Annotated in this window: 19 protein-coding genes; 5 read left to right on the forward strand and 14 right to left on the reverse strand. The window is 34.6% G+C overall.

Annotated features, from left to right (window positions below):
• Positions 1-67: 67 nt before the first annotated feature.
• Genes I7822_RS08835 through I7822_RS08850 form a run of 4 tightly spaced genes read right to left on the reverse strand, consistent with a single transcriptional unit; the run spans position 68 to position 5,082 of the window.
• Positions 68-1,357 (reverse strand): lipopolysaccharide biosynthesis protein, encoded by a 1,290-nt coding sequence (locus I7822_RS08835; protein ID WP_207977092.1) that lies wholly within the window; start codon positions 1,355-1,357, stop codon positions 68-70.
• A 25-nt stretch (positions 1,358-1,382) separates the two neighbouring features.
• Entirely contained in the window at positions 1,383-2,708 is a 1,326-nt protein-coding gene (locus tag I7822_RS08840) for a nucleotide sugar dehydrogenase (RefSeq protein WP_207977094.1), read from the reverse strand.
• Positions 2,708-3,748 (reverse strand): Gfo/Idh/MocA family protein, encoded by a 1,041-nt coding sequence (locus tag I7822_RS08845; protein WP_207977096.1) that lies wholly within the window; start codon positions 3,746-3,748, stop codon positions 2,708-2,710. The genes I7822_RS08840 and I7822_RS08845 overlap by 1 nt, the downstream gene beginning before the upstream one ends.
• Before the next feature lie 20 nt (positions 3,749-3,768).
• Entirely contained in the window at positions 3,769-5,082 is a 1,314-nt protein-coding gene (locus tag I7822_RS08850) for a UDP-glucose dehydrogenase family protein (RefSeq protein WP_207977098.1), read from the reverse strand.
• Between the two features lie 288 nt (positions 5,083-5,370).
• Between I7822_RS08850 and I7822_RS08855 the strand changes: the two genes are divergently transcribed.
• Positions 5,371-7,371 carry a S8 family peptidase gene (locus tag I7822_RS08855; protein ID WP_207977100.1) on the forward strand — a complete coding sequence of 667 codons (2,001 nt, stop codon included), beginning with the start codon at positions 5,371-5,373 and terminating at the stop codon, positions 7,369-7,371.
• 132 nt (positions 7,372-7,503) lie between these two features.
• Here I7822_RS08855 and galU read toward each other — a convergent pair whose 3' ends face one another.
• Positions 7,504-8,367, reverse strand: a complete 864-nt coding sequence (gene galU / locus I7822_RS08860; protein WP_207977102.1) for a UTP--glucose-1-phosphate uridylyltransferase GalU — start codon at positions 8,365-8,367, stop codon at positions 7,504-7,506.
• A gap of 209 nt (positions 8,368-8,576) precedes the next feature.
• Between galU and I7822_RS08865 the strand changes: the two genes are divergently transcribed.
• Positions 8,577-9,881, forward strand: a complete 1,305-nt coding sequence (locus I7822_RS08865; protein WP_207977104.1) for a hypothetical protein — start codon at positions 8,577-8,579, stop codon at positions 9,879-9,881.
• A gap of 219 nt (positions 9,882-10,100) precedes the next feature.
• Here I7822_RS08865 and I7822_RS08870 read toward each other — a convergent pair whose 3' ends face one another.
• The 5 genes from I7822_RS08870 to I7822_RS08890 all read right to left on the reverse strand — a co-directional run bounded on the left by I7822_RS08870 (position 10,101) and on the right by I7822_RS08890 (position 16,426).
• The gene (locus tag I7822_RS08870; RefSeq protein ID WP_207977106.1) at positions 10,101-10,310 is read right to left on the reverse strand and encodes a hypothetical protein; all 210 of its coding nucleotides are present in this window, start codon (positions 10,308-10,310) and stop codon (positions 10,101-10,103) included.
• Positions 10,311-10,391: 81 nt separating this feature from the next.
• A complete protein-coding gene (locus tag I7822_RS30430) occupies positions 10,392-10,691 on the reverse strand; it encodes an LPxTATN C-terminal sorting signal domain (protein WP_207977108.1) in 300 nt (99 codons plus the stop codon).
• 16 nt (positions 10,692-10,707) lie between these two features.
• Positions 10,708-11,481, reverse strand: coding sequence for an SGNH/GDSL hydrolase family protein (locus tag I7822_RS08880; protein ID WP_207977110.1), 774 nt, complete (start codon positions 11,479-11,481; stop codon positions 10,708-10,710).
• Between the two features lie 100 nt (positions 11,482-11,581).
• Complete coding sequence (locus I7822_RS08885) at positions 11,582-12,145, reverse strand: hypothetical protein (RefSeq protein ID WP_207977112.1); 564 nt, start codon at positions 12,143-12,145, stop codon at positions 11,582-11,584.
• Positions 12,146-12,289: 144 nt separating this feature from the next.
• Complete coding sequence (locus I7822_RS08890; protein WP_207977114.1) at positions 12,290-16,426, reverse strand: leucine-rich repeat domain-containing protein; 4,137 nt, start codon at positions 16,424-16,426, stop codon at positions 12,290-12,292.
• 240 nt (positions 16,427-16,666) lie between these two features.
• On the opposite strand from I7822_RS08890, the gene tagU reads away from it, so the two are divergent.
• The gene (tagU, locus tag I7822_RS08895) at positions 16,667-17,614 is read left to right on the forward strand and encodes a polyisoprenyl-teichoic acid--peptidoglycan teichoic acid transferase TagU (RefSeq protein ID WP_207977115.1); all 948 of its coding nucleotides are present in this window, start codon (positions 16,667-16,669) and stop codon (positions 17,612-17,614) included.
• Positions 17,615-17,659: 45 nt separating this feature from the next.
• Here the strand turns inward: tagU and I7822_RS08900 are convergent, their stop codons facing one another.
• Positions 17,660-18,196, reverse strand: coding sequence for a competence protein ComK (locus I7822_RS08900; protein WP_207977117.1), 537 nt, complete (start codon positions 18,194-18,196; stop codon positions 17,660-17,662).
• A 438-nt stretch (positions 18,197-18,634) separates the two neighbouring features.
• On the opposite strand from I7822_RS08900, the gene I7822_RS08905 reads away from it, so the two are divergent.
• Positions 18,635-18,892: a hypothetical protein gene (locus I7822_RS08905; protein ID WP_207977119.1), complete on the forward strand. Its 258-nt coding sequence runs from the start codon at positions 18,635-18,637 to the stop codon at positions 18,890-18,892.
• Between the two features lie 135 nt (positions 18,893-19,027).
• Here the strand turns inward: I7822_RS08905 and I7822_RS08910 are convergent, their stop codons facing one another.
• Positions 19,028-19,489 (reverse strand): nuclear transport factor 2 family protein, encoded by a 462-nt coding sequence (locus I7822_RS08910; RefSeq protein ID WP_207977121.1) that lies wholly within the window; start codon positions 19,487-19,489, stop codon positions 19,028-19,030.
• 526 nt (positions 19,490-20,015) lie between these two features.
• Here I7822_RS08910 and I7822_RS08915 point away from each other — a divergent pair.
• A complete protein-coding gene (locus I7822_RS08915) occupies positions 20,016-20,444 on the forward strand; it encodes a hypothetical protein (protein WP_207977123.1) in 429 nt (142 codons plus the stop codon).
• A 75-nt stretch (positions 20,445-20,519) separates the two neighbouring features.
• Here I7822_RS08915 and I7822_RS08920 read toward each other — a convergent pair whose 3' ends face one another.
• Positions 20,520-21,338: a histidinol-phosphatase gene (locus I7822_RS08920; protein WP_207977125.1), complete on the reverse strand. Its 819-nt coding sequence runs from the start codon at positions 21,336-21,338 to the stop codon at positions 20,520-20,522.
• A 126-nt stretch (positions 21,339-21,464) separates the two neighbouring features.
• On the reverse strand, positions 21,465-22,046 hold the full coding sequence (locus I7822_RS08925; protein WP_207977127.1) for a PepSY domain-containing protein: 582 nt from the start codon (positions 22,044-22,046) through the stop codon (positions 21,465-21,467).
• Between the last annotated feature and the right edge of the window lie 54 nt (positions 22,047-22,100).

A 22,100-nucleotide genomic window follows, 5' to 3' on the forward strand; every position in this document is an offset into this window, starting at 1 on the left:
TATTTTAAGCTGATTATAACATATGATGTCCCTTCGAATATTTAACAATAACTGTAAAGGGGAACTTTTAAACAGTTGGTGTTGATTGTTCTGAAGTTCCTTTGCTTATTTTATAATAAATATAGAAGGTCCCGATTCTATGAACAACCAATGAATATGTTAATAAATATAGAAACTCTTCAACATTCAGATGGAAAAACAAAGCTATAACAAAATCAATGGCTGTAATAAATAACATTGAGAATTGAATAGCTAAGTCTATACCATTTTTTTGATATACACTTACTATTGTACTAACAGGAGATGTTATGAACCTAAAGAAAAACAACGGCATCATGATTTGGGCGTACTGCCCAGCTGTACTCCAATCTTCTCCAAAAACAATAATTATGACATCTTCTATAAAAACAAACATTATGACATAAGCAGGTATTGCAAGATAAAGTAATTTTTTCATTGTTGATTTGTATGTCTTTATTGAGTGACCATGCTTATTCTTTTCAGCCGTTGCTTGTTGAAAAAACACTTGTCCTATTGAAGTACCAATCAATAATGATGGCGTTGCTAAAATCCTATTTACTAATGAGTAAAACCCTAGAGTTATAGTAGAAAAGAGCATAGATATAAAGATACTGATAATATTCTGAGACAAGTTATTTGCTAACACAGCCCACATTGAATACTTAGGAAAATTTATATATTCCTTTGCAAGACGCTTCATTTCAGTAAACTTTATTTTTGCTAGCAATTCCTTATTTTTCATTAAGCGAATGAGCAAGCTTCCATTCCCAAAAATATGTGCTGACAACTGACCACCTACAAGACCATGGACATTTGGTTTTATTAATCCTGCAATCACTTGAATTGCTGCTGAAACAACAGCTTTATACATCTTTGCCCTTGCAACAAACTTGTATTGCTTAAATCTTGTATTCAAAAAATTCAAGGTATTAAAAAGACCAATAAAAAAAACGATAACAGGTGTCATATAGAGCCAAAATGAAATATTTTCATTGCCTAACATACTTAGTATTGGGTTATGAAACAAAACGATTATTGCAAATAAAGAAAAGCTTAGAGCTAATGCTACTAGGACAGAAAGTGCAGTTAAATTTATTGCATCTTCGTCCTTTTCAGGGAGAACAATTGCAATTTCATATCTTGCGTTAGCAATTGAACCAAACACTGCGGATATGGCTACAATCAATGCTAATACCCCAAAATCATTTGGGGTATATAGCCTTGTTAAAATTGGAGATATTGCTATAGGGATACCTTGTGCTACCATTGTCCCACTTAGCAAAGTTAACACATTTTTATTAAAATCATTTTTGGTTAATTGTTTTATTTTATTCAATCCATTCACTCCAACTATTGAGTGATTACAGTTTGTAATATCTTCCACTGATATTTTCATTATGTTGTTTCATTGCATTTCTAGTATCAAAAATTACTTTTGATTTTTTTGCAAGTAATTCATAGTTGAAATCACTATGATCAGTTGTTAATAAGACTAAATCTGCAGCTTCGATCAACTCTTCTGTAAGGTCATATGTTTTAACCTTTTGTTTGTTGTGCTTAAACTCTGGAACAAAAGGATCTACGACTTTCCAATTTGCACCTGTCTTATCTAAATCTTTTAAAATTTCTAAAACTGGAGATTCTCTAACGTCGTCAATATCCTTTTTGTATGCCACACCTAGGATCAGTACATTAGCTCCATTAAGTGAAATCTTATCTTCATTTAAAATTTTCATACAACGATCAACTACAAATTCAGGCATGCTATTATTGATCTCACCAGCAAGCTCAATTAGACGAGTATGATAATTAAACTCTCTAGCTTTCCATGTTAAGTAGAATGGATCGATTGGTATACAATGTCCACCTAATCCTGGACCTGGATAAAATGGCATAAATCCATATGGCTTAGTTGCGGCTGCAGAAATTACTTCCCAAACATCTATTCCCATTCGGTTACAAAGAATCGCCATTTCATTTGCTAACGCAATATTTATATGTCTAAATGTGTTTTCATAAATCTTTTCCATTTCAGCAACAGCAGGACTTGATACCTCATGGATCTCACCCTCTAAAACATTTTTGTATAGCGCTGCAGCTACTTTCGTACAATTATCTGTTATACCGCCAACAACCTTTGGTGTATTTTTTGTATTATATTGTTTATTACCTGGATCTACTCGCTCTGGAGAGTAGGCAATAAAAAAGTCAACTCCACATTCCATTCCAGAAGATTCCATGATTGGTTTCACGATTTCTTCAGTTGTTCCTGGATATGTTGTACTTTCTAAAACAACTAACATTCCTTCATGTAAATATTTTGAAATCTCTTTAGATGAACTTTCTACATAAGATGTATCTGGTTGCATGTATGTATCTAAAGGAGTAGGAACACAGATCGCAACCGCATCAACTTCACTAATCTTCGAGTAGTCTGTTGTTGCAATTAGTTTTTTTTCACGGACCATTTCAGCTAGCTCTTCTTCGACAATGTCCCCGATATAGTTTTGACCTTTATTAACCATATCGACTCTTTCTTGTTGTACATCAAAGCCAATAACTTGGTAACCAGCTTTAGCCTTTTCTACCGCAAGTGGAAGCCCTACATAACCAAGACCAACTACACCAATGGTTGCATTTTTACTATTTATTTTAGTTAATAAATTTTCAGCGATTTGGTTTGACATTAACTATTCACCCCTACATTTTTTTCAAAAGACACTGGTTTGTTTGTGTCAGCTGAATCATATAATTTTATGACTAACTCAAGAGCCTTTTTACCATCTTCACCACTTACAATTGGGTCGCGATTTGTTTTAATAGCCTCAACAATATCTTCAATAATACATTGATGCCCAGGCTTCCCAAGTGGATCTGCCTTTACACGCTCAATAATTTGGTCAATTTCTTCCTTATCCATGGACTCAATATCCAAGTGTTCCACAAAGCTTGCAGTTACTCCACCAATCTTTACTGAACCTGTCTCCCCAAAAATACTAATACTTTCTTCTAAATTCTTAGGATAGATTGTTGTGGCAGCTTCTATGATGCCTAAGGCACCGTTTTTAAATTTCGCAACACCTACTGATACGTCCTCAGCTTCAATATTACGTAATCTAGTAGCACTCATACTATAAACTTCATCTAAGTCACCCATTAACCAAACTAGTAAGTCTAGATTATGGATGGCCTGATTCATCAATACACCGCCATCAAGGTTTTTCGTACCTCTCCAAGGTGCTTGATCATAGTAAGCTTGGTTTCGATTCCACCGAACAGTTGCATCAGCGTGACTCAATTTCCCCAATTTACCGGAATCCATCAATTCTCTTAATTCTTTTATTGCTGGTCTAAATCGATTTGGATGGACAACTGTTAACTTTACTCCATTTTCCCTACAAGAGGAAATAATTGCATCAGCATCTTCAAGTGTAAGGGATATAGGTTTTTCAACGACGATATGTTTTTTTGCATTTGCTGCTTGAATGGCAATATTCGCATGAAAACCACTTGGCGTACATATATTAATTACGTCAATATTATTATCTTCATGTAACATATCATCAAGTTCAGTAAATGTTTGGACATCATATTTCTCTTTATAATATTGCATACTTTCTGGAATTTTATCGCATACTGCTACAAGTTTTGCATTTTCTGCTTTTTCGATAGCCTCAGCATGCTTTTTGGCAATATGCCCACATCCAACTATTGCGAAATTTACCATTTTTACTACTCCTTTGTATTTTATTCAGCGTGAGTTACTGGTGGTCGACCAATTGAGTAATATTCTATATTTGCCTTCATTGCATCCTTTAGATCAAAACAATTTCTCCCATCAAAAATTATAGGAGTCTTCATAAGTTGGTTTATCTCTTCAAGGTTAAATGTCTTGACCTCATTCCACTCAGTTAGAATAAGTAATGCGTCAGCACCTTTAATAGCATCTGAAAAAGATTCGGCATACGCCACTTCTTTATTTAATATTTTCTTGGCATTTCCAATAGCGATTGGGTCATATGCGATGACATTTGCGCCTTCATCAACTAACCTTTGTGATATCACAATTGAAGGTGCTTCTCTCATATCATCTGTATTTGGTTTAAATGCTAAACCCCATAGAGCAATAGTTTTACCCGAAAGGTTCCCTAGCCTTTGTTTAAGCTTTTCAACAAGTAAATATTGCTGATTACTATTTACTCTTATAACGGAAGATAGCAATTCGAAATCATATAGATTTTGACCAGCTATTTGGACTAGCGCTTTTGTATCTTTAGGGAAGCATGAACCTCCATACCCGATACCAGCATTAAGGAAATGCTCTCCAATACGCTTATCTAACCCCATACCTTTTGAAACATCTTCTATATTCGCATCTATCTTTTCACAGATGTTGGCTATCTCATTAATGAAACTAATTTTTGTAGCTAAAAATGCATTTGATGCATATTTGATCATTTCTGCACTTCTAATATCCGTTTTAAAAATAGGAATGCCAAATGGCTTATTGATGGATTCAAGTACTCTTCCAGCACTTTCTTCTGCATAGCCAATTACGATCCGATCGCCATGGAAGGTATCCTTTACAGCCGAGCCTTCTCGTAAAAACTCAGGGTTTGATACAATATTAACTTTATACTTCCCTTTTACTAGAGATTGAATAATAGCTAATACACGTTCATTCGTACCAACTGGCACAGTACTTTTTATAACAATTATCGAATCATTTTTTATATATGTTGCTACATCTTTTGCAACACTTTCTACATACGATAAATCTGCTGAACCATCTTCCATTTGTGGAGTCCCAACTGCTATGTAAATAACCTCTGCTCCAGAGTATCCCTTTACTAAATCACTAGTAAATTCCAATCTGTTTTCTTCAATATTTTTAACCATTAACTCTTCTAAGCCTGGTTCATATATCGGAGATTTTCCCTTTTTTAGTGAAGTCACTTTTTCCTCGTTTATATCAATACAAGTAACATTATGACCAATTTCCGAAAGGCAAACACCAGTTACTAATCCAACATAACCAGTACCAACTACTGAAATTTTCATATTTATCCTCCAATACAACAAATGTATCATCTAAAAATATCTGCTTTGACTCTTTATTACCAATACTCTGATTAAGAGCCCATCCACCATTGTACAATAAATTACACAATTATACATCAACTATGATTATATATTAACCATACTGATAGAAACATGTTGAAATTTGTCTATTCCTTGAAGCAAACAAAAACATTATAATATAAAATAGTGGTTTTGTTTTTTAAAACCTGCTTAAATTTATGTTACAAAGTGATTAAATATCAAACTCCTATGAAAGAGGACCAATAAATGCGTACTTTTTATTTTCTATTCTTTATTATTAGTCTTTTTGTATTTTCACCTACACACGATGTACAAGCTAATGAGCAAGATACACAAAGATATATCATTTTATTTACAAATAGTATAAACAAAGATCTTATTAATCATGTAGATGGAGAAATTATTCATGAATTTGAAACATTACCTGCAGCTACTGTTGTGCTACCGACATCGAAAATTGACCTTTTAAATAATGACCCATCGATCCAATTCATATCTGAAGAACAAGAAACTCAAATTAGCCAGCAAACAATCGATTGGGGATATACGGAAATAAATCCAACGCCAATCCATCAATCAGGATTCACTGGAAAGGGAAAAAAAATTGCTGTCATTGATACAGGTGTAGTAATTTCCCATCCTGATTTAAAAATTAAAGGCGGAAAATCGTTTGTTGATTATACTACTTCATATAATGATGACAATGGTCATGGCACACATGTAACAGGAATTATTAATGCTCAAAATAACTCTATTGGAACAATAGGAATAGCTTATGACGCTGATATCTATATGTTAAAGGCTTTTAATAATGAAGGCATTGGGAACACAGTTGATTTAGCACATGCAATCGATTGGGCAATTACTAATAATATGGATATGATAAATCTAAGCATAGGATTCGATGTGGATGATCCATTTATTAGGTACCTAGTTAAAAAAGCCTATCAGAATGATATTTTAATAGTAGCCGCTGCAGGGAATAAAGGAAAAGGAAACGATACAATCACTTTTCCAGCTAGATATGATGAAGCTATTGCAGTTGGTGCAATAAACGAGAATAACACTCGTGCTAGTTTTTCTTCCACAGGCCCTACATTAGAGGTTACAGCACCTGGTGATGAAATTTACAGTACTTACTTAGGAAATGAGTATCAATACATGAGTGGTACATCTATGGCTACCCCTTATGTAACAGGTTACTTAGCCCTTTTTGAAGAAGCCAATCCGAATTTATCAAACTCAGAAATTCGGACTCTCTTACATGAAAAGGTTGTTGATTTAGGGACTACAGGGTTTGACCACGAATATGGATTTGGTTTAATTTCTAATTTCATTGATATGGAACAAAATCAGGGTCAGGATCAGGACTCGGAACAAGAAAATGAGCAGACTTTTATACCTAGCGATAAATTCTTTAAAGTTCTTGAACCTTCAGCGATTTATATAAAGGAAAACAACCAATTGGTTAGAGTTGGAAGATTATCAACTAACGAATCCTTTCCAAGGATTCGCGATTATGGACCAAATTGGCACGAAATTAAATATGGGGCTCAAACAGCTTATGTAAAAAAAGAATTTACAGTACCATCTGATGGTTCAACTATTAACAATTTGGATACTACCACTAAACACTCACAATATACGATAAAGCCTAAGGAAAACATTGCTGTTTATGACAATTCTTCTGGGGAACTAGTTAATTTTGGTGCGATCTATACCAATGTTTCTTTTCCAATTATTAGCGATTATGGAAACTGGTATAAAATAAAATTTATTGATCGAATTGGTTTTATTCGAAAAAAGGATGTTCAACTAGACTTTTCAAGTGAAATTAAATTTTTCAAGGTCAATACTCCAACTGCCATTTATCAAAATTTAGATGGTAATCTAGTAAGGGTTGGTCGAGTGTACGAAAATCAGGTATACCCTAGAATTAGAGATTACGGGCCTAATTGGCACGAAATTCAATTTGGTAACGGTGTTGCCTATGTAAAAAAAAGCTATACAACACCTAGTCTTAACCATACGCCAGAAAATCTTAATACTACTTACAAAGATAGTAGTAAACATGTAAAACCTCGTTTAAATATCGCTGTTTACGATAACTCTTCCGGTTCTTTAGTCCAATATGGGGCAATTTACAGTGGGGTGTCCTATCCTATCGTTAGTGATTATGGAAATTGGTATCGTGTTAGATTAGCCGAGAGAATTGGCTATATTAGAAAGAAGGATGTAACAGAATAACAAAAGCTCAAGGCTCCTTGACTGTGCGCGAAAAGCGAACGCCTGCAGCGGAAATCAACAACCAAATTTAACAGAGCCAAATAAAAAAGAAGTCCTTTTCATTTGCGAATTGGACTTCTTTTTTATTTGATTTCATAACTTTTCTTTTAAATATTGTACTAGTTCTTGATTTAATTCTTCTCTTTCTAGCGCAAAGTCAATCGTAGCTTTTATAAATCCAAGTTTATCGCCAACATCATAACGAACACCATCAAATTCATATGCATAGACATCTTGATAATCCGTTAATTTGCAAATTGCATCTGTAAGCTGGATTTCTCCACCAGCTCCTGGCTCTTGATTTTCTAGAATTTCAAAAATCTCTGGCTGTAATATATAACGGCCCATAACAGCAATATTCGACGGATTTTGTCCAAACTTTGGCTTTTCAACTAAAGAATCAATTTTAAACAAGCCCTCATCTTCCTGATGATCAACTTTTATGATTCCATACTTTGATACATCTTCGTTTTTAACTCGTTGTACACCTACTATAGAGGCATTATATTGATTATGACGTTCAATCAGCTGTTTCAAACATGGAGTCGAAGAGGTAACAATATCATCCCCTAACATAACAGCAAATGGTTCATCACCAATAAATCTTCTTGCACAATAAATAGCATGTCCTAATCCTAGTGGCTCTTTCTGCCTTATATAATGGATATTTGCTAGTTTGGAAATATTTTGAACATCTTCAAGTCTAGTGTAATCACCTTTTTTAGCTAAGGTTTCCTCTAGTTCATATGACTTATCAAAATGATCTTCAATTGCTCTTTTTCCCCTACCAGATACAATAATGATATCTTCTATTCCAGAACGAACAGCTTCCTCCACAATGTATTGGATCGTTGGCTTATCCACAATCGGTAGCATCTCTTTAGGTTGAGCTTTTGTTGCAGGTAAAAATCGTGTTCCAAGACCCGCAGCTGGTATTATTGCCTTTCGAATTGTCATTCGTCAACACTCTCCCTTACTCATTACATGAACCTACTACTAAATATAACAAAAAAGGCTGTAAAGCACTATACCCACACCTTTTGTATAATTCATGTAACGTATTAATAGTGATTCAAGATCCCATAGAAAAAAATGACTAGGTTTTATGAAAGGTGATAATACTAACCTTATTTACTATCAAGACAAACATAAACTATGAGGTATATATGAGACACATTTCTATTTATATTATTGTTTTTGTTTCAATATTAATTCCTATTCTTCCGACAAACACCCTGGGAGAAAACAAAAAACCTTTAAGTGATGAGGAATTATGGGATTCAACTGTAAGAGAATATTTAAAAGAGGATCTATGGATTGGGAAAGAAGGATATATTGCAGCAAATTCACTGATGGTACCTATGCATATTGCATTTCAAGAAAACAAGAAAGAATGGATAGATGATTTTCAACATCATTTCTTAAAGCTATCTAGCTCTGGACTAAATAATAGTATTGATGCGAGTGAAAGGCTAAATACTCTCCAATATTACTATTTGGTTTCTAGATTCATTTATTTATGTGAATTTTATCATTACCCATTTCCAGAAGCAGAAAAATTAACTAATCATATGATAAAAGTTATTGAAAAAATTTGGACGACATCACCTGCATGGATGTGGAATAAGGTTGATTTTAAAGGTGCAAAAGAACGTGTTTCTTGGAAGTTAAAAAATAAAAATGTGGATAAAAGCTACTATAGAGCGATTACTGATGAGGAATTATTTATTTTTTCTATTAGCGCTGATTTAAAATCCATTTATTATTTGAAAGGCTTAAAAAATAATACGATTGATAGCATAGTGGATACCGCATACACGGTTTATTTCCAAGAAAGTAAATTCACTAATAATGGAAACTGGATTTTTCAACCAGGAGTATACAAAGAACATCCCGATTATAAATTTGCTGGGACTGACCTCGTGTTAAATGAGGAGTTCCCATTCTATATTGAAAATATCGCTAAGGATACTTCTCATAGTCATCGTTTTCCTTTATGGATATTATCGTTAAGGAATTCATTTCCTAAAAACTCTAAAGAATTCTTGTTTTTCAACAAAGTATTTAATGGCTTAGAAAATCAATTCTATGAAGAGGTTTTAGTTCCTTCTGATGAAAACCATTTTGATATACCTTTAACCACTAACTATATGGATGGAACGAATGGTATCTATCGATATAACTACTCTTCTTTAAAACGTGGTGATGGTTATTATCCATTTGAATTATCAGGTACTTTAACACTTGGATGGTGGTCTTTTCTAGGAAGTAATCGAATATTAGCAACATATAAAGAACTAGCCTCAAAATTCCCTTTAGAGAGCCAGCAGCTAGATGTCATGCTAAAGAAAAGATCTACTTTACAAAATCATAACAACGTAAGTATAGCATCAGGAGAGAAGGCCTTCATTAATGGATTTCGCGAGTTAATTTGTAGACTAGCCATTAATAATAAAACTAGTAAACAATAAATGTGTACCAACAAAAGCGCAAGCGCCTTGATCAGCCTAAGGCAATAAGATGATTTAGAATAGAAAATAAAAGGCGTTCTTTGCCTTCAATTCTAAATTAGGTTATGACCTCGAGGGGGGTAGGCGCTGGAGCTGGATGTCGTGCGCTTATCCACAGTACAAGAATTTTATAATTTCCTAAGCGACTAAAAAATGGATCTGAATAATCAGATCCATCCCCTATTTTTTACTCTTCTGCAAGAGTTCAATTTTCTTCTTCAGCTTCTGATTTTCAGCCTTTAATTCACTATTTTCTAACTTTAAGTCTTGTACTTGTTTTTCTAATTCAGTGCTTTGTCCCTCTGTCTTGGCCTCTTTATCATTTGAACAACCGACAGCTGTAACGAGTAAAGCTGCTGTTAATAGACTCACTGTTATTTTCTTCTTCATAACATTCCTCCTAGACAAACGTTCTTCAATTAAAGAGAAGAAGGGGCTGGCTATCTAGATCGAAGCCAGTCCCTTCGTATTTTATGCTTTTTTACGTTTTTGAGCAAGGAAGAATGCAGTAGTACCTAGCAGCATCAATACAAAACCGAACATAAACATGTTGAACATGTTTGTACTTGTGTTAGGGAGTTCTTCTTCTTTTTCATCCTCTTGCTTAGCAATTTGTTTTTCAACATTGCTTTGTTTTTCATTGCTGTCTTTTTTATCTTCTGAATTTGTTTCTTTACCTGTACCCGGTACTTCACCTGTTGCTGGCTCTTCACCTGCGTCTGGTTCTTCACCTGCGCTTTGTTGTACATCCCAAACTAAAAAAATAGACACAGGATTTCACCCATGCCTACTCCGCAATAAAATAATTCAATAAATAATCCGCCCAAACTTTATTTCCACTTTCATTCGCTTTAGACTCTGTTAAATAATCCTTCATTTTCACATCATCTAAATCAGGCCAATTCTCCCAATGATTCAAATAAATCATATCATTCTCTTCTGCATAAGCCTTTAATTGCGATACCTCACTTGGATAGTAGGTTGCATCATATAATGGATTTGGAGGCTGAATCATAAGTGTCATATCTTCATTTTCCGCTTTCCAAGAATCAATCATTTTTTGAATATTATCCAAAGTATTTTCAATTCCAATAAGTCCATTATCTTTTAACATCGATGGTTCAAATAATAGAATATCAGGGCTCAGCTCGTTAATTCCTTCATAGGATTGATCCTTTATGACATCAAGAGTTGTTTTGTCACCTGTTGAAAGAACGGTTACTTCGAATACATTCTCTCCATATGTAGCCTTTAATTCCTCGCTAAATTGATCAGACCACGCCCCTTTTTCATCAGAGGTTCCAAAAATAACAAGCTTTAACTGCTTACCTGTACTTGAAGCATTACTTATTTTTTCTTGTAGATCTTTCGGTAGATTACTAGCGTATTTTGAAACATCTATCTCAATTTTTTCCTCTTCAGGCTCTTCTTTTAATGATACAGACTTACTTGTGCTTGTCACAGCACCTTGTGTGGAAATTTTATTATTCCAATGGAGATTTCCAAGAATAATCGCTGCCACGCACACAATTAGTGTTACTAAGACTAAAAGCTTTTTCACAATGATATCCCCCAATATTCGACATGTTCCTATCTAAAATTATACACAAAAACATTGATTCTACAACAATTTCCATAACAAGAAATAGATTTCCTATTATTTATTGATAGGAAATCATTTGTAATTTTTGAATTAGCCTCAATTCTTCTTCATGCTTTAGTTTTCCTTTACCTTGATTAGAATGAGCTATGCATTCATCAATCGTCTTGCACATACCGCTTCTCACAAGCTGATTCATTTTTGTAATTGTAGTTGGAGTAATATAGGTATGAGGAATTGGCGATGCTGCAAGCTCTTGTAATATCGCAAATCGTTGTTGGTCAAGTTCATAGATCGAATTAGTTGAACTTGTTTTAGGCTGTGGCTTTTGCTCCTTTGTCATCTTTTTCACAAAAAACATGTAGAAACCTATGGAAAGGATCACTTGTGCCGTAGCAATATAGGTAATAAACTTCCTTGTTTCAACGATAAATGAGCCAATTGCAAAAGTTGCTGTAATAATAATGAAGCTGATTGCAGCTACGTATAGAATATGAAGTGATAAAGGGATTGCTTTTTGATTTTTTGGATTGTTCCTAGACTCATAGTCATGATAGCCTTTTATCAATTTAGTTAGTTGTTCCTCTAAATGTTGTAAATGCTGTAATAATTCTTCGCCCACCATATTTAGACTAAACTCCTTTTCTAAACTTATATAAGTATTCCTATTATTATTTCGGCATAAAATTACTTTTTTAAAGCTTTTATAGACATAAATAGGAAAAAGACTCAAAAAAGAAGGAAACCGCTCGGTTCCCTTCTTTCTCATTTACATATTAGATACACGTTTTCTTTTTTGAATAAAAAGAACGATTCCTCCTAAAGCTAGGACAATGAGTCCTACTGCCAAGAGGTTATACATTACAGTAGCTGTTTTAGGAAGTTGATTCTTATTTTCGACCTTAACAGGTTCAGTAACGATGTTATTCGAATCTACTGGTTTTTCTCCGATAGATGAATCATTTCCTTTAGAAGGATTTTCATCGTCAGGAGTTGGCTTTTGAGGATCCACGCCCTCATCTTGACCATCACCAGGTGCTGTTACAGGATCATCGTCCCCGTCTTCTAAAAGAAAGAGAATTGGTTCTTCTAGGTAATCTTCCGTTCCGTTTATCTCAAACTGGAAGCTTACTTCTTCTTCATCCGCTGTCACAAACGTTATTTCATAATTTCCAACAGGGAGCTCTAATATATCCATTTCTTCACCTGTCGAAACGTCAATTAATCTTCCTTGTTCGTCAGACCAACCAAAGTAATAAATATTTTCTGTTTCTTCATCGATTCCGTAAAGGTCAAATGTCGCATCAACCTCAGGAATATCGACTGTTTTGTATACATACAGACTAACATCCTTAACTGATCCTTCTATAGGTAAGGTTGTCACATCTGCAGATAAAAAGCCATAATACTCATCTTCTTCAACATTAACCTCAATGTAATAATCAGTATTTGGTGAGAGATTCAAAAATTGATACCTAGTCTCACTACTATCAATCTCAATATCCTCAACAAGTTCTCCATTATTCGAATATAGAGAAACGTTGTAAGTGCCTATACCTTTTGGTAGCATTGGATCCCACGAAATCGAAATTGAGTCTTCTGTTACTTCATCGATCTTAAGCTCAGGACTACTATCTACGTCAAGATTTACTTGTACGCCCCAATCCTTAAGATCTGAAATGACTTGGGCATTCTCCTTATCCTTTAGATCCAGTGTTGAAATATTGTATAACGAAACGTATTCTAGGCTTGGCAAGTCTCGTAAAGCTGTTAAATCTGAAATCATCGTTTCATCTAAAATCAAATAATATAGGTTTTCTAAATCTGCAATGCTTGAAAGATCCTTAATTGGGTTTCCACTTACATCCAAATAATTAAGACTTCCCTTCAATCCTGATAGTGGTGTTAAATCCTCTATTTTATTATTTGCAAGACTAATAAAGTTAAGCTTTCTTAATCCTGATAAAGCAGAAATATCTTTGAGACCATTGTTTATTAATGTAAGATCATACAGATTGGTCATTCCGCTTAAAAAGGAGATATCAGATAGATTACTATTGACGATAGCTAAAGAACTTACATTTTTCATTTCTTTTAAAACTGAATAGTTCTTTAAATCTGCATCTTCAATATGAACATAGTTTAGCTCTGATAAATTCTTAAGTGGTGATAAGTCTAGAGTAGCAGCATTTCCAAATACATAAAAATCAGATAGGTTGCTTGCAAACTCTAATCCAGAAAGATCCTTAATATCTGACTCAATTAAAGATAATGAGATTAGCTTCTCTAGATCACTTTCTCTTAAATCACGATCAAGTCCAAGCTGTTCTTTAATAAGCTCTTTCAAATTGTTATCCTTAAATGGTACGGTTTCACCTGTTGGTTCAGACCATGTCGTTTCAGAGATATTTGAACTAAGAACAAGATCACCATCACCGTTATACGCCTTAACCTCTATGTCATACTCAGTAGCTGGTTTAAGACCATCAATTTCTAAGAAGCTTTCTTCACCTGATAACTCGCTATGAAGTTCACCATTTACGTATACCTCATACGTTTTAATTTCTTGTTCACCGTAATAATCCCAATAAAGTGAAAGTGAATTCTCTGTTATTGTATTAATATAGGCTTCAAGCCACTCTTCTTCTTCAGCACCTTCATAATCAACCATTACACCATTTGCGATAAGCTGAGCAATTACTTGCTGAGCGGCTGACCCTTCTGCTAAATCGAGTTGTTCTGTACCATATAAAGACACATATTGAAGCTGCTCAAATTGCAGCAATTCATCAATCTTTTCAATGCTTGTATAGCTTAAATTAATACCCTCTAGCTTCGTCAGCTGCTTAATGTCAGCGAGCGAGCTAATTGGGTTAACATCCACATCGATATATGCAAGCTGTGTTAATTTTTCAATTCCTTTAAGATCTTTTAAATCATTTTCGTATAGTGATAAGTAAAGAAGACCTTCAAGAGCTGGCAGTGTTTCAATGCTCTCTAAGTTATTTCCATTTAGCGAAAGATCAGATAAATTTTGCAAATCTGCTAAAATAGATAAATCCTTTATTCCTGTTTCCCCTAAGTGTAAGCTTTCTAAATTCGTTAGCCCCTCTAAAGCAGTGAAATTCACAAGCGGATTTCCATCTACATATAGATTTCTTAGGTTTTGCAATGAAGCTAGAGGTGTTAAATCAGATATTCTATTTCCAGATAAGCTTAAGCTTTGGAGATTAGTTGCTGCTTCAATACCTGATAAATCTTGAATTCTATTACTGTCGAGATATAGCTCTTCTAGTCCTTTTAAGTCACTAATAAAAATATCACGTTCTAAACCAAATTCAGCTTTTATTGCTTTCTCTAGTTGTGCATCCTTAAATATAACCTTTTCTCCTTCAGGAGCTGAAAGTGTTTTAAACGTAGAAACAGTTTTTCCGATTTGCTCATCCTTGTCGTTAAAAGCAAAAATCTCCACTGTGTATTCTGTATTTGGTTGAAGAGTATCAACTGTTATTTGATTCCCTACCTCATCAGGGTCTACATGTGTTACCTTATCAGCAACTTTCACTTCATAATAATTTACATCCTCACCATCATATTCCCAGCTAATGATTGCTCTCTCTTCATTCGCTTTTATTGATGTGATATATATCTTATACGAATCATCGTGGTTAATCGTTAGACCGTCACGTTCAAGTGATTGAACCTCATCAATTAGAGAAAAATATAGCTCACCGTAAATGGTTAAAGTAGATAAATTAGTTAGCTGCTGTAGAGGTAATATCGTTGTAAGCTCTATGTAGCTAATATCTAGCGTTTCTAGGCTAGAAAGCGTTGCGATAGGTTCTACATTATTTATCAACGATTCTGCGAGTATAAGAGTTTTTAAGTTTGTTAATGAAGGTAAAAATTCAATGTTTTCTCCTTGGAAAGAAGTAAGATCAAGATAGTTAAGCTTTGTTAATCCTTGTAGTGCAGCTGCATCCTTGATATCATTTCCCGCCAATTCAAGCTTTGTTAAATTTATAGCCTTTTCTAAGCCTGTCACATCTTTTATACCACTATAAGATGCATCTAATGTCGTTAAGCTTTCCATATCTGATACATAAATTTCATCACGTTTTAATTGTAGAGCTGCTTTAATTGCACGCTTTAAAGCAGAATCAGGTATTGTGACAAGCTCACCTGAAGGCTCAGAAGCTGTTATACTTACCTTTTCTTTGCTTTCGGTAACACTAGAAGTATCTACACTTTCTTCTTCAGGCTTTTGTGTAGTCGTAATATTTTTCGATGCTTCTTTTAAAATAGCACCCTCACCAATTGCTCTAATGCTAACAGAATAGCTTGTCCCACTTTGAAGATCCTTTAGCTCATAAGAAACAGCTTGCTCGACTTCATCCACAATCTTGCCGTCAACAAGGACTTGATAACGATCAGCTTCTAGGAACTCTGACCAAGAAACCTTGATTGAGTTATCTGTTACACTTGTCGTGTTAATTTCGAATGGTGCAATTGCTTCCTTTTCTTGTTCATATGTAACTTCAATTGGTTGTGTTTGAAGCTCGATATCACCAGTTTTTTTCACCGTATAAGTATACGTTTCACCTACTACCACTTGTTCATCAACTAACTGATAGGTTCTATGGAGATTCCCATCTTTATCTTCTGATGACTCAATGACTTCTACTGAAGGCAAATTAGTCTCTTCTGTATTTTTCAATAAAGTAAAGCTTTCTTCTGAATGAGATGAAGAAATTGTACTCCATTGAAGCTTAATTCCATTCTCAATATTTTCTGCTGGTAAAATTGTCATGCTTTCATTAACAGCAACTGCAGTTGATAAGAATGGGGTAATGAGAGTAAATAGTAATGTAACAACGAGTGATAATGAAACGAAACGTTTAGTCAAGTTCGTCGTTCCTCCTATAATTTTCTATATATTGTCAGGGTTTATTATAATTTTTATTTTAGATTCTGCATATAAGAATTATTAGACAAATTTCTACAAAATTATGAAACTTTTTTGGGTTATCTTTCGTCATATAATTGGAAACATTTTTTTACAAAAAAGGATTGTGATAAAAGTAGGAGAGCACTATAATCTTTATAGACTAGAAAATTTAATTAAATAAAAAAGGATGAACTATAAATGCGCGAAACAAAAAAGAAAAAGAAGAAGTTACTATGGATAATTCTTAGTATTATCGGTGTGCTTGTTTTAGGTACAGGTGGTTATGCATTTTATCTATATAAATCTGCTGCAGATACAGTTGCTAGTATTCATGAGGATATTGACAGAGAGAAATCTGATAAGAGAACGGAAGAAGTTGAATTTACTGAAAAGGATCCAATTTCAATTTTATTAATGGGTGTTGATGAGCGTGAAGGTGATGCAGGCCGTTCAGACTCATTAATCTTAATGACTGTAAATCCTAATACGAATTCAACGCAAATGGTAAGTATTCCTCGTGATACTAGAACTGAGATTGTTGGTAAAGGGAAACAGGATAAAATCAACCATGCCTATGCTTTTGGTGGAACAGAAATGGCACTAGCTACAGTTGAAAACTTTCTAGACATTCCTGTTGATTATTTTGTCAAAATAAATATGGAAAGCTTTAAGGATACAGTTGATGCTGTTGGTGGTGTAGAAGTTAATAACACTCTTGACTTCACTTATGAAGGATACCATTTCACGAAAGGTACTACTTCTTTAGATGGAAAAAAGGCATTAGCTTATACAAGAATGCGTTATGAGGATCCACGTGGTGACTTCGGTCGTCAAGATCGTCAGCGCCAAGTAATTGAAGCAGTTATTAAAAAAGGTGCAAATGTTTCATCCATTACCAAGTTTGGTGATATGTTTGGCGTTGTACGTGACAATGTAAAAACAAACCTAACATTTGATGAAATGTGGGAAATCCAAGCTAACTATAAAGCGGCTAGTGCAAATCTTGAACAGTTTCAAGTAAAAGGTATTGGGGATAAAATTGACGGTATTTACTACTATATCGTTTCAGAAGAAGAGCGTTTAGCTTTATCAAATCAGTTAAAAGAGCATTTGGAGATTTCAACAAATACAGCAAGTACGAATTAACACAAAAATGTCAGTCCATAACGGGCTGACATTTTTTCTATTGATTTATGATGGTAATCGATCTATACCTGATATTGGATCTGATATCCTGCCAAGATTTAGTGTATTCTCCAGCTTATCTTGATTGTTAATATAAGTATTAAGGAGATCTGAAGCAAATGCTTTTTTCATTGTTAGTACATCGTAGCTAACTGGAACAACTACTCTATCATAGTTCTCAAATACAACAATTGATTTGTCTTTATATGGAATAATATCTCGAATGTGATTGACTGAAATCCACATACATTCTGATTTTTCAGCTGAATGTGTTGGGAACAAACAAATCCGAAATGTTGCAGATAAACAAAGTGGCAGCATTCTTTTCCCCTTTAACACGGTCTTAGCTGCCCCAAACTTTCCTTCGAGAGTGCAACCATGAAATTCACAATTGTCTTCTAATAATTCCTTAACTGACTTTAACACTTTTAGCTTTCGATATTGCTCAAGGACTAACGTGTTTTCATTTCCGCACTCATCATAAACTGCGTAGATTAATTGTGTTTCCCTTGAAATAAGATATTCATCTTTTACAACTTTCATCGTTGCACCTCTTTCATATTTTTAATTTTGAGTTTGGTGACTTATGTACTATATACTACATTTTGCTTATGACAAGATGACTTGGTTAAGCACCTCCCAATAACGTAGTTGATTCACGGATTTAATGTGTTTGGAAACAAAGATGTAGGAAATAGAGGGGTTTGACTTAATCGAAATTAGGTTATTTATACAAATATCATTATACCTTTAGTAGTAGGTAAAAAATATTATTTTATGGAAATTTTACCTAATTTTAACAACCGAAATATTGATTTTACCTAGGTGAAAATTAAATTTTTAATAAAGATAATGAAATAATCAATACGGAAAGGCTCATATACTATATTTAAGGCTATGGTAATTTTTTATACGGTATATGAATAAAAAGGATTGAACACCATATCCTTTAAGGATAATTGTTTGTAGGAGGGATTTATTATGGAATTTTCATTTGGTTTTATTATTTCCATTGCTATTGCAATCTTTTTAGCAATTGACGCACCGAAGCATGATCGTAATCCATGGCTATGGGGAATCTTAGGATTCGTATTTGGGCCAATCGTACTTGGGATTTACTTAATAGTCACAGGTCGAAAAGTGGCTGGATGGATTATCCTCATCATCTCCATTTTACTTATTTTACTTGTGATCCTATTATTCTCAGTCGGCATGTTCTTTTTGTTTAATGGAATGTAAGTGGAAAAGGAGTAATGCGGGGGGACAGTCCCCACATTACTCCTTTTTGCTGACTTTTCTATTTCGGGGACAGTCCCCACATTATCTTTTTGCTGACTTTTGAGTGGTCCTTACTCTATTTTGGGGACTGTCCCCCTATTCAAATTCCCACACAACCTTCCAATCTTCCTCATCTTTCACAACATAAATATCCTGAATGACTTTGAAAGTTCCAAACTTACTTTTAAAGGTCTGCTCAACCTCTACACGATAGGCATTCGAGAACTGCTCTGCATCCTTGGCCATCCTCCAGTTTTGCACTTCCTCTTCATCTCCGAGCTCAAATGAGAAGGTCTCAACACCATAATGGCTCATATAAATATGTGAACGCTCTGTCACGTATGCATTTTTTGAAAACCGCTCCTGCATCACAGGATGGAAATGCTCCCACGCACTACCGAAGTCACCTTCTTGCTCATAATGATAAAAAGCTTCAACTATATCCTTTGGATCCTGTTCTCCAACACCTGATAAAACCCTAATAATAAAAATCACAAACAAAATGACTGCTACAACTACAATCAAAATAGGAAGCTTACTTGAATTTCGTCTTCTCATGTTCACACCTCGCTGCCTGTCTACTAACAGACTATGATGGGGTGTGGACGATTATTCTTTTGCTTTTATGGTTGGGGACTTTGTTGGGGGACTGTCCCCACTTCATCGCGCTAACTTTGCGGGGGACTGTCCCCTCTTTATCGCGTTAACTTTGTGGGGGACTGTCCCCTCTTTATCGCGTTATCTTTGTGGGGGACTGTCCCCTCTTTATCGCGTTAACTTTGTGGGGGACTGTCCCCACTTCATCGCGCTAACTTTGTGGGGGACTGTCCCCTCTTTATCGCGTTAACTTTGTGGGGGACTGTCCCCTCTTTATCGCGTTAACTTTGTGGGGGACTGTCCCCTCTTTATCGCGTTAACTTTGCGGGGGACTGTCCTCGCTTTATCACGCTAACTTATTGAGGGACTGTCCCCAAGATTTTTTCACCAACTACCAAATAACAATTTAAGGTAAAACAGCAAATCCTTATCAATTGTTGGTATAATAGAGGTTCAGAATAAACTTTAGAAGCGAGTGAAAGAGTTAATGGGAGAAGGAATTAAGTTTCTTGTTGAGGTTGTAAACAACATCCATGACATATTGATTCTTATATTGAATGACGTACTTGGATTACAAATGACTGATAAAGACATGCACTTCTGGATTATGGGGTTTATCGGCATTTTCACATTTGCTTGTGTATATGTTATTTCTAAATGGTTGTCAAAGTTTCCGTTTGGAATTCATCTTATCGCCTTTTTATATACTTTAACATTTATGTTTGTATTGGTCTTTGCTATCGAAATTCAGCAGGCGATAACCAATAGAGGAAACATGGAATTCATTGATGCTATCATTGGACTTTGGGGATTTTTCGCATTATTTTTAGTGTATGTAGGAATAGCAGTGTTTTTTATTATCATTAAATTAATCTTCAAAAAAGTGAAAAATAAAGATGATGATGTAGATCTATAATCAAAAGAATATTAAAGAAGTAACTAAATTAGTTGCCCTTAAGGGTCTAAATTGGTTACTTCTTTTTTGTGCTTTTTAAAGTGAAGTCATAATTCTTTTCTTTTGTACAAAATAAGCCCACTCAGTAAAGCCGATTTCTTTCAGCCTTTTTTGAACTTGTTCAAATTCATCGCCAATTCTTTCAGGCTTATGGGAATCTGATCCAAAAGTTACTTTCACATTGTAGAAAAGTGCACGTTCTAAAATGTCGTCTGCTGGGTACCATCCGCCACAATCCTTTGTTTTCCCAGATGTATTGATTTCAATCGCAATATCTTCTTGTCCAATAATTTTCAATGTTTTTTCGATCACGTCTGTTTCAATATCTGAAAATGCTGGATAAAACCCTTTCATCGCATCAATATGACCGAGGATTTGAAACACTCCGCTTTTTGCTGATTTTTGAATTAAGTCATAGTATTCTTCCTTCACCTTTATCTGCTCTTGACTAGCTAAACCATCCCAACGACCTTTTTTGAAAATATTAAGGTCTTGAACATAGTGAACGGAGCCAATTATGTAGTCGAATGGATGTAAAATATATTGATCTTTATAGGCGTCAATATGATCTGGAAAGAAGTCACTTTCCATTCCTAATAACACATGAATTTTATCTTGATATTTTTCTTTTAGATGAAGAACTTCATTAATATATGGGACAAATTCACTTTTAGCCATCGAAATCGTTGGATAGAGATGGTCTTCTTCACTATAAAAATAGGGAGAATGGTCTGAGATCCCAATAAAATTTAGTCCATATTCAATTGCTTGCTTTACGTAATCCTCGATTGTGCCGATAGCATGTCCACAGCGATGATGGTGAGTATGAAGATCAAACTTTATAGAATTTGACATTTTCTAAGCCCTCCTACTAAAATTAACCAATTCGTCTTACCTCATCATAGCTTATATTTCTATTTTCATCCATTAAAAGGACCCCCACTATTTTATGCGTGGAGGCCCGGTTTATACTACTTACTATCAATCATCATTTTCGTCATCGTCATCGTTGTCGTTATCCAAGTCCAACTCTACTACCTTTTTACTGTGAGCATCAATTGTAATTTCCGCTTCACCCTTGGCTGTCTTTAATTCCATTTCATACTCGTATCTACCGTCATCTTCGTCTAATTCAATTTTAACAACTTCACCAGTTACGTTCTTTTTTGCAATTGCAATTGCTTCTTCTTCTGTAATCATTGATTCTTTCGTTGATGTTGAAGCTTGAACCTCACGATCATCGTCGTCATCTCGATTTTCATCAACCTTTATAATTTCAGCTGTATATGCATCTACATCAATGTCAAATTCTTTATTATCTTTATCGATATCCACCTCATAGTACGTTTGACCATTATAATTTCTATCTAATTCAACGCTCTCGACATTTCCATCTACCTTTTTCAGCGCGGCTGCTTTCGCTTTTTCAATTCCTATTAATTCAGTTGTCTGATCAGCCTCAACCTTTTTCTGATTATCCTCTTGAGCGTAACCATGATTAATTGCTATTGAACCACCTAGCACAATAGCTGCTGCTAATGTAACAGTAACGATCTTTTTCATTTTCTCTTTCCTCCTAAATGTTTTGTCTTACAGTCTCTACTATAAACAGCAAAG

Source organism: Metabacillus bambusae (assembly GCF_017497975.1).
Classification (GTDB): Bacteria; Bacillota; Bacilli; order Bacillales; family Bacillaceae; genus Metabacillus; species Metabacillus bambusae.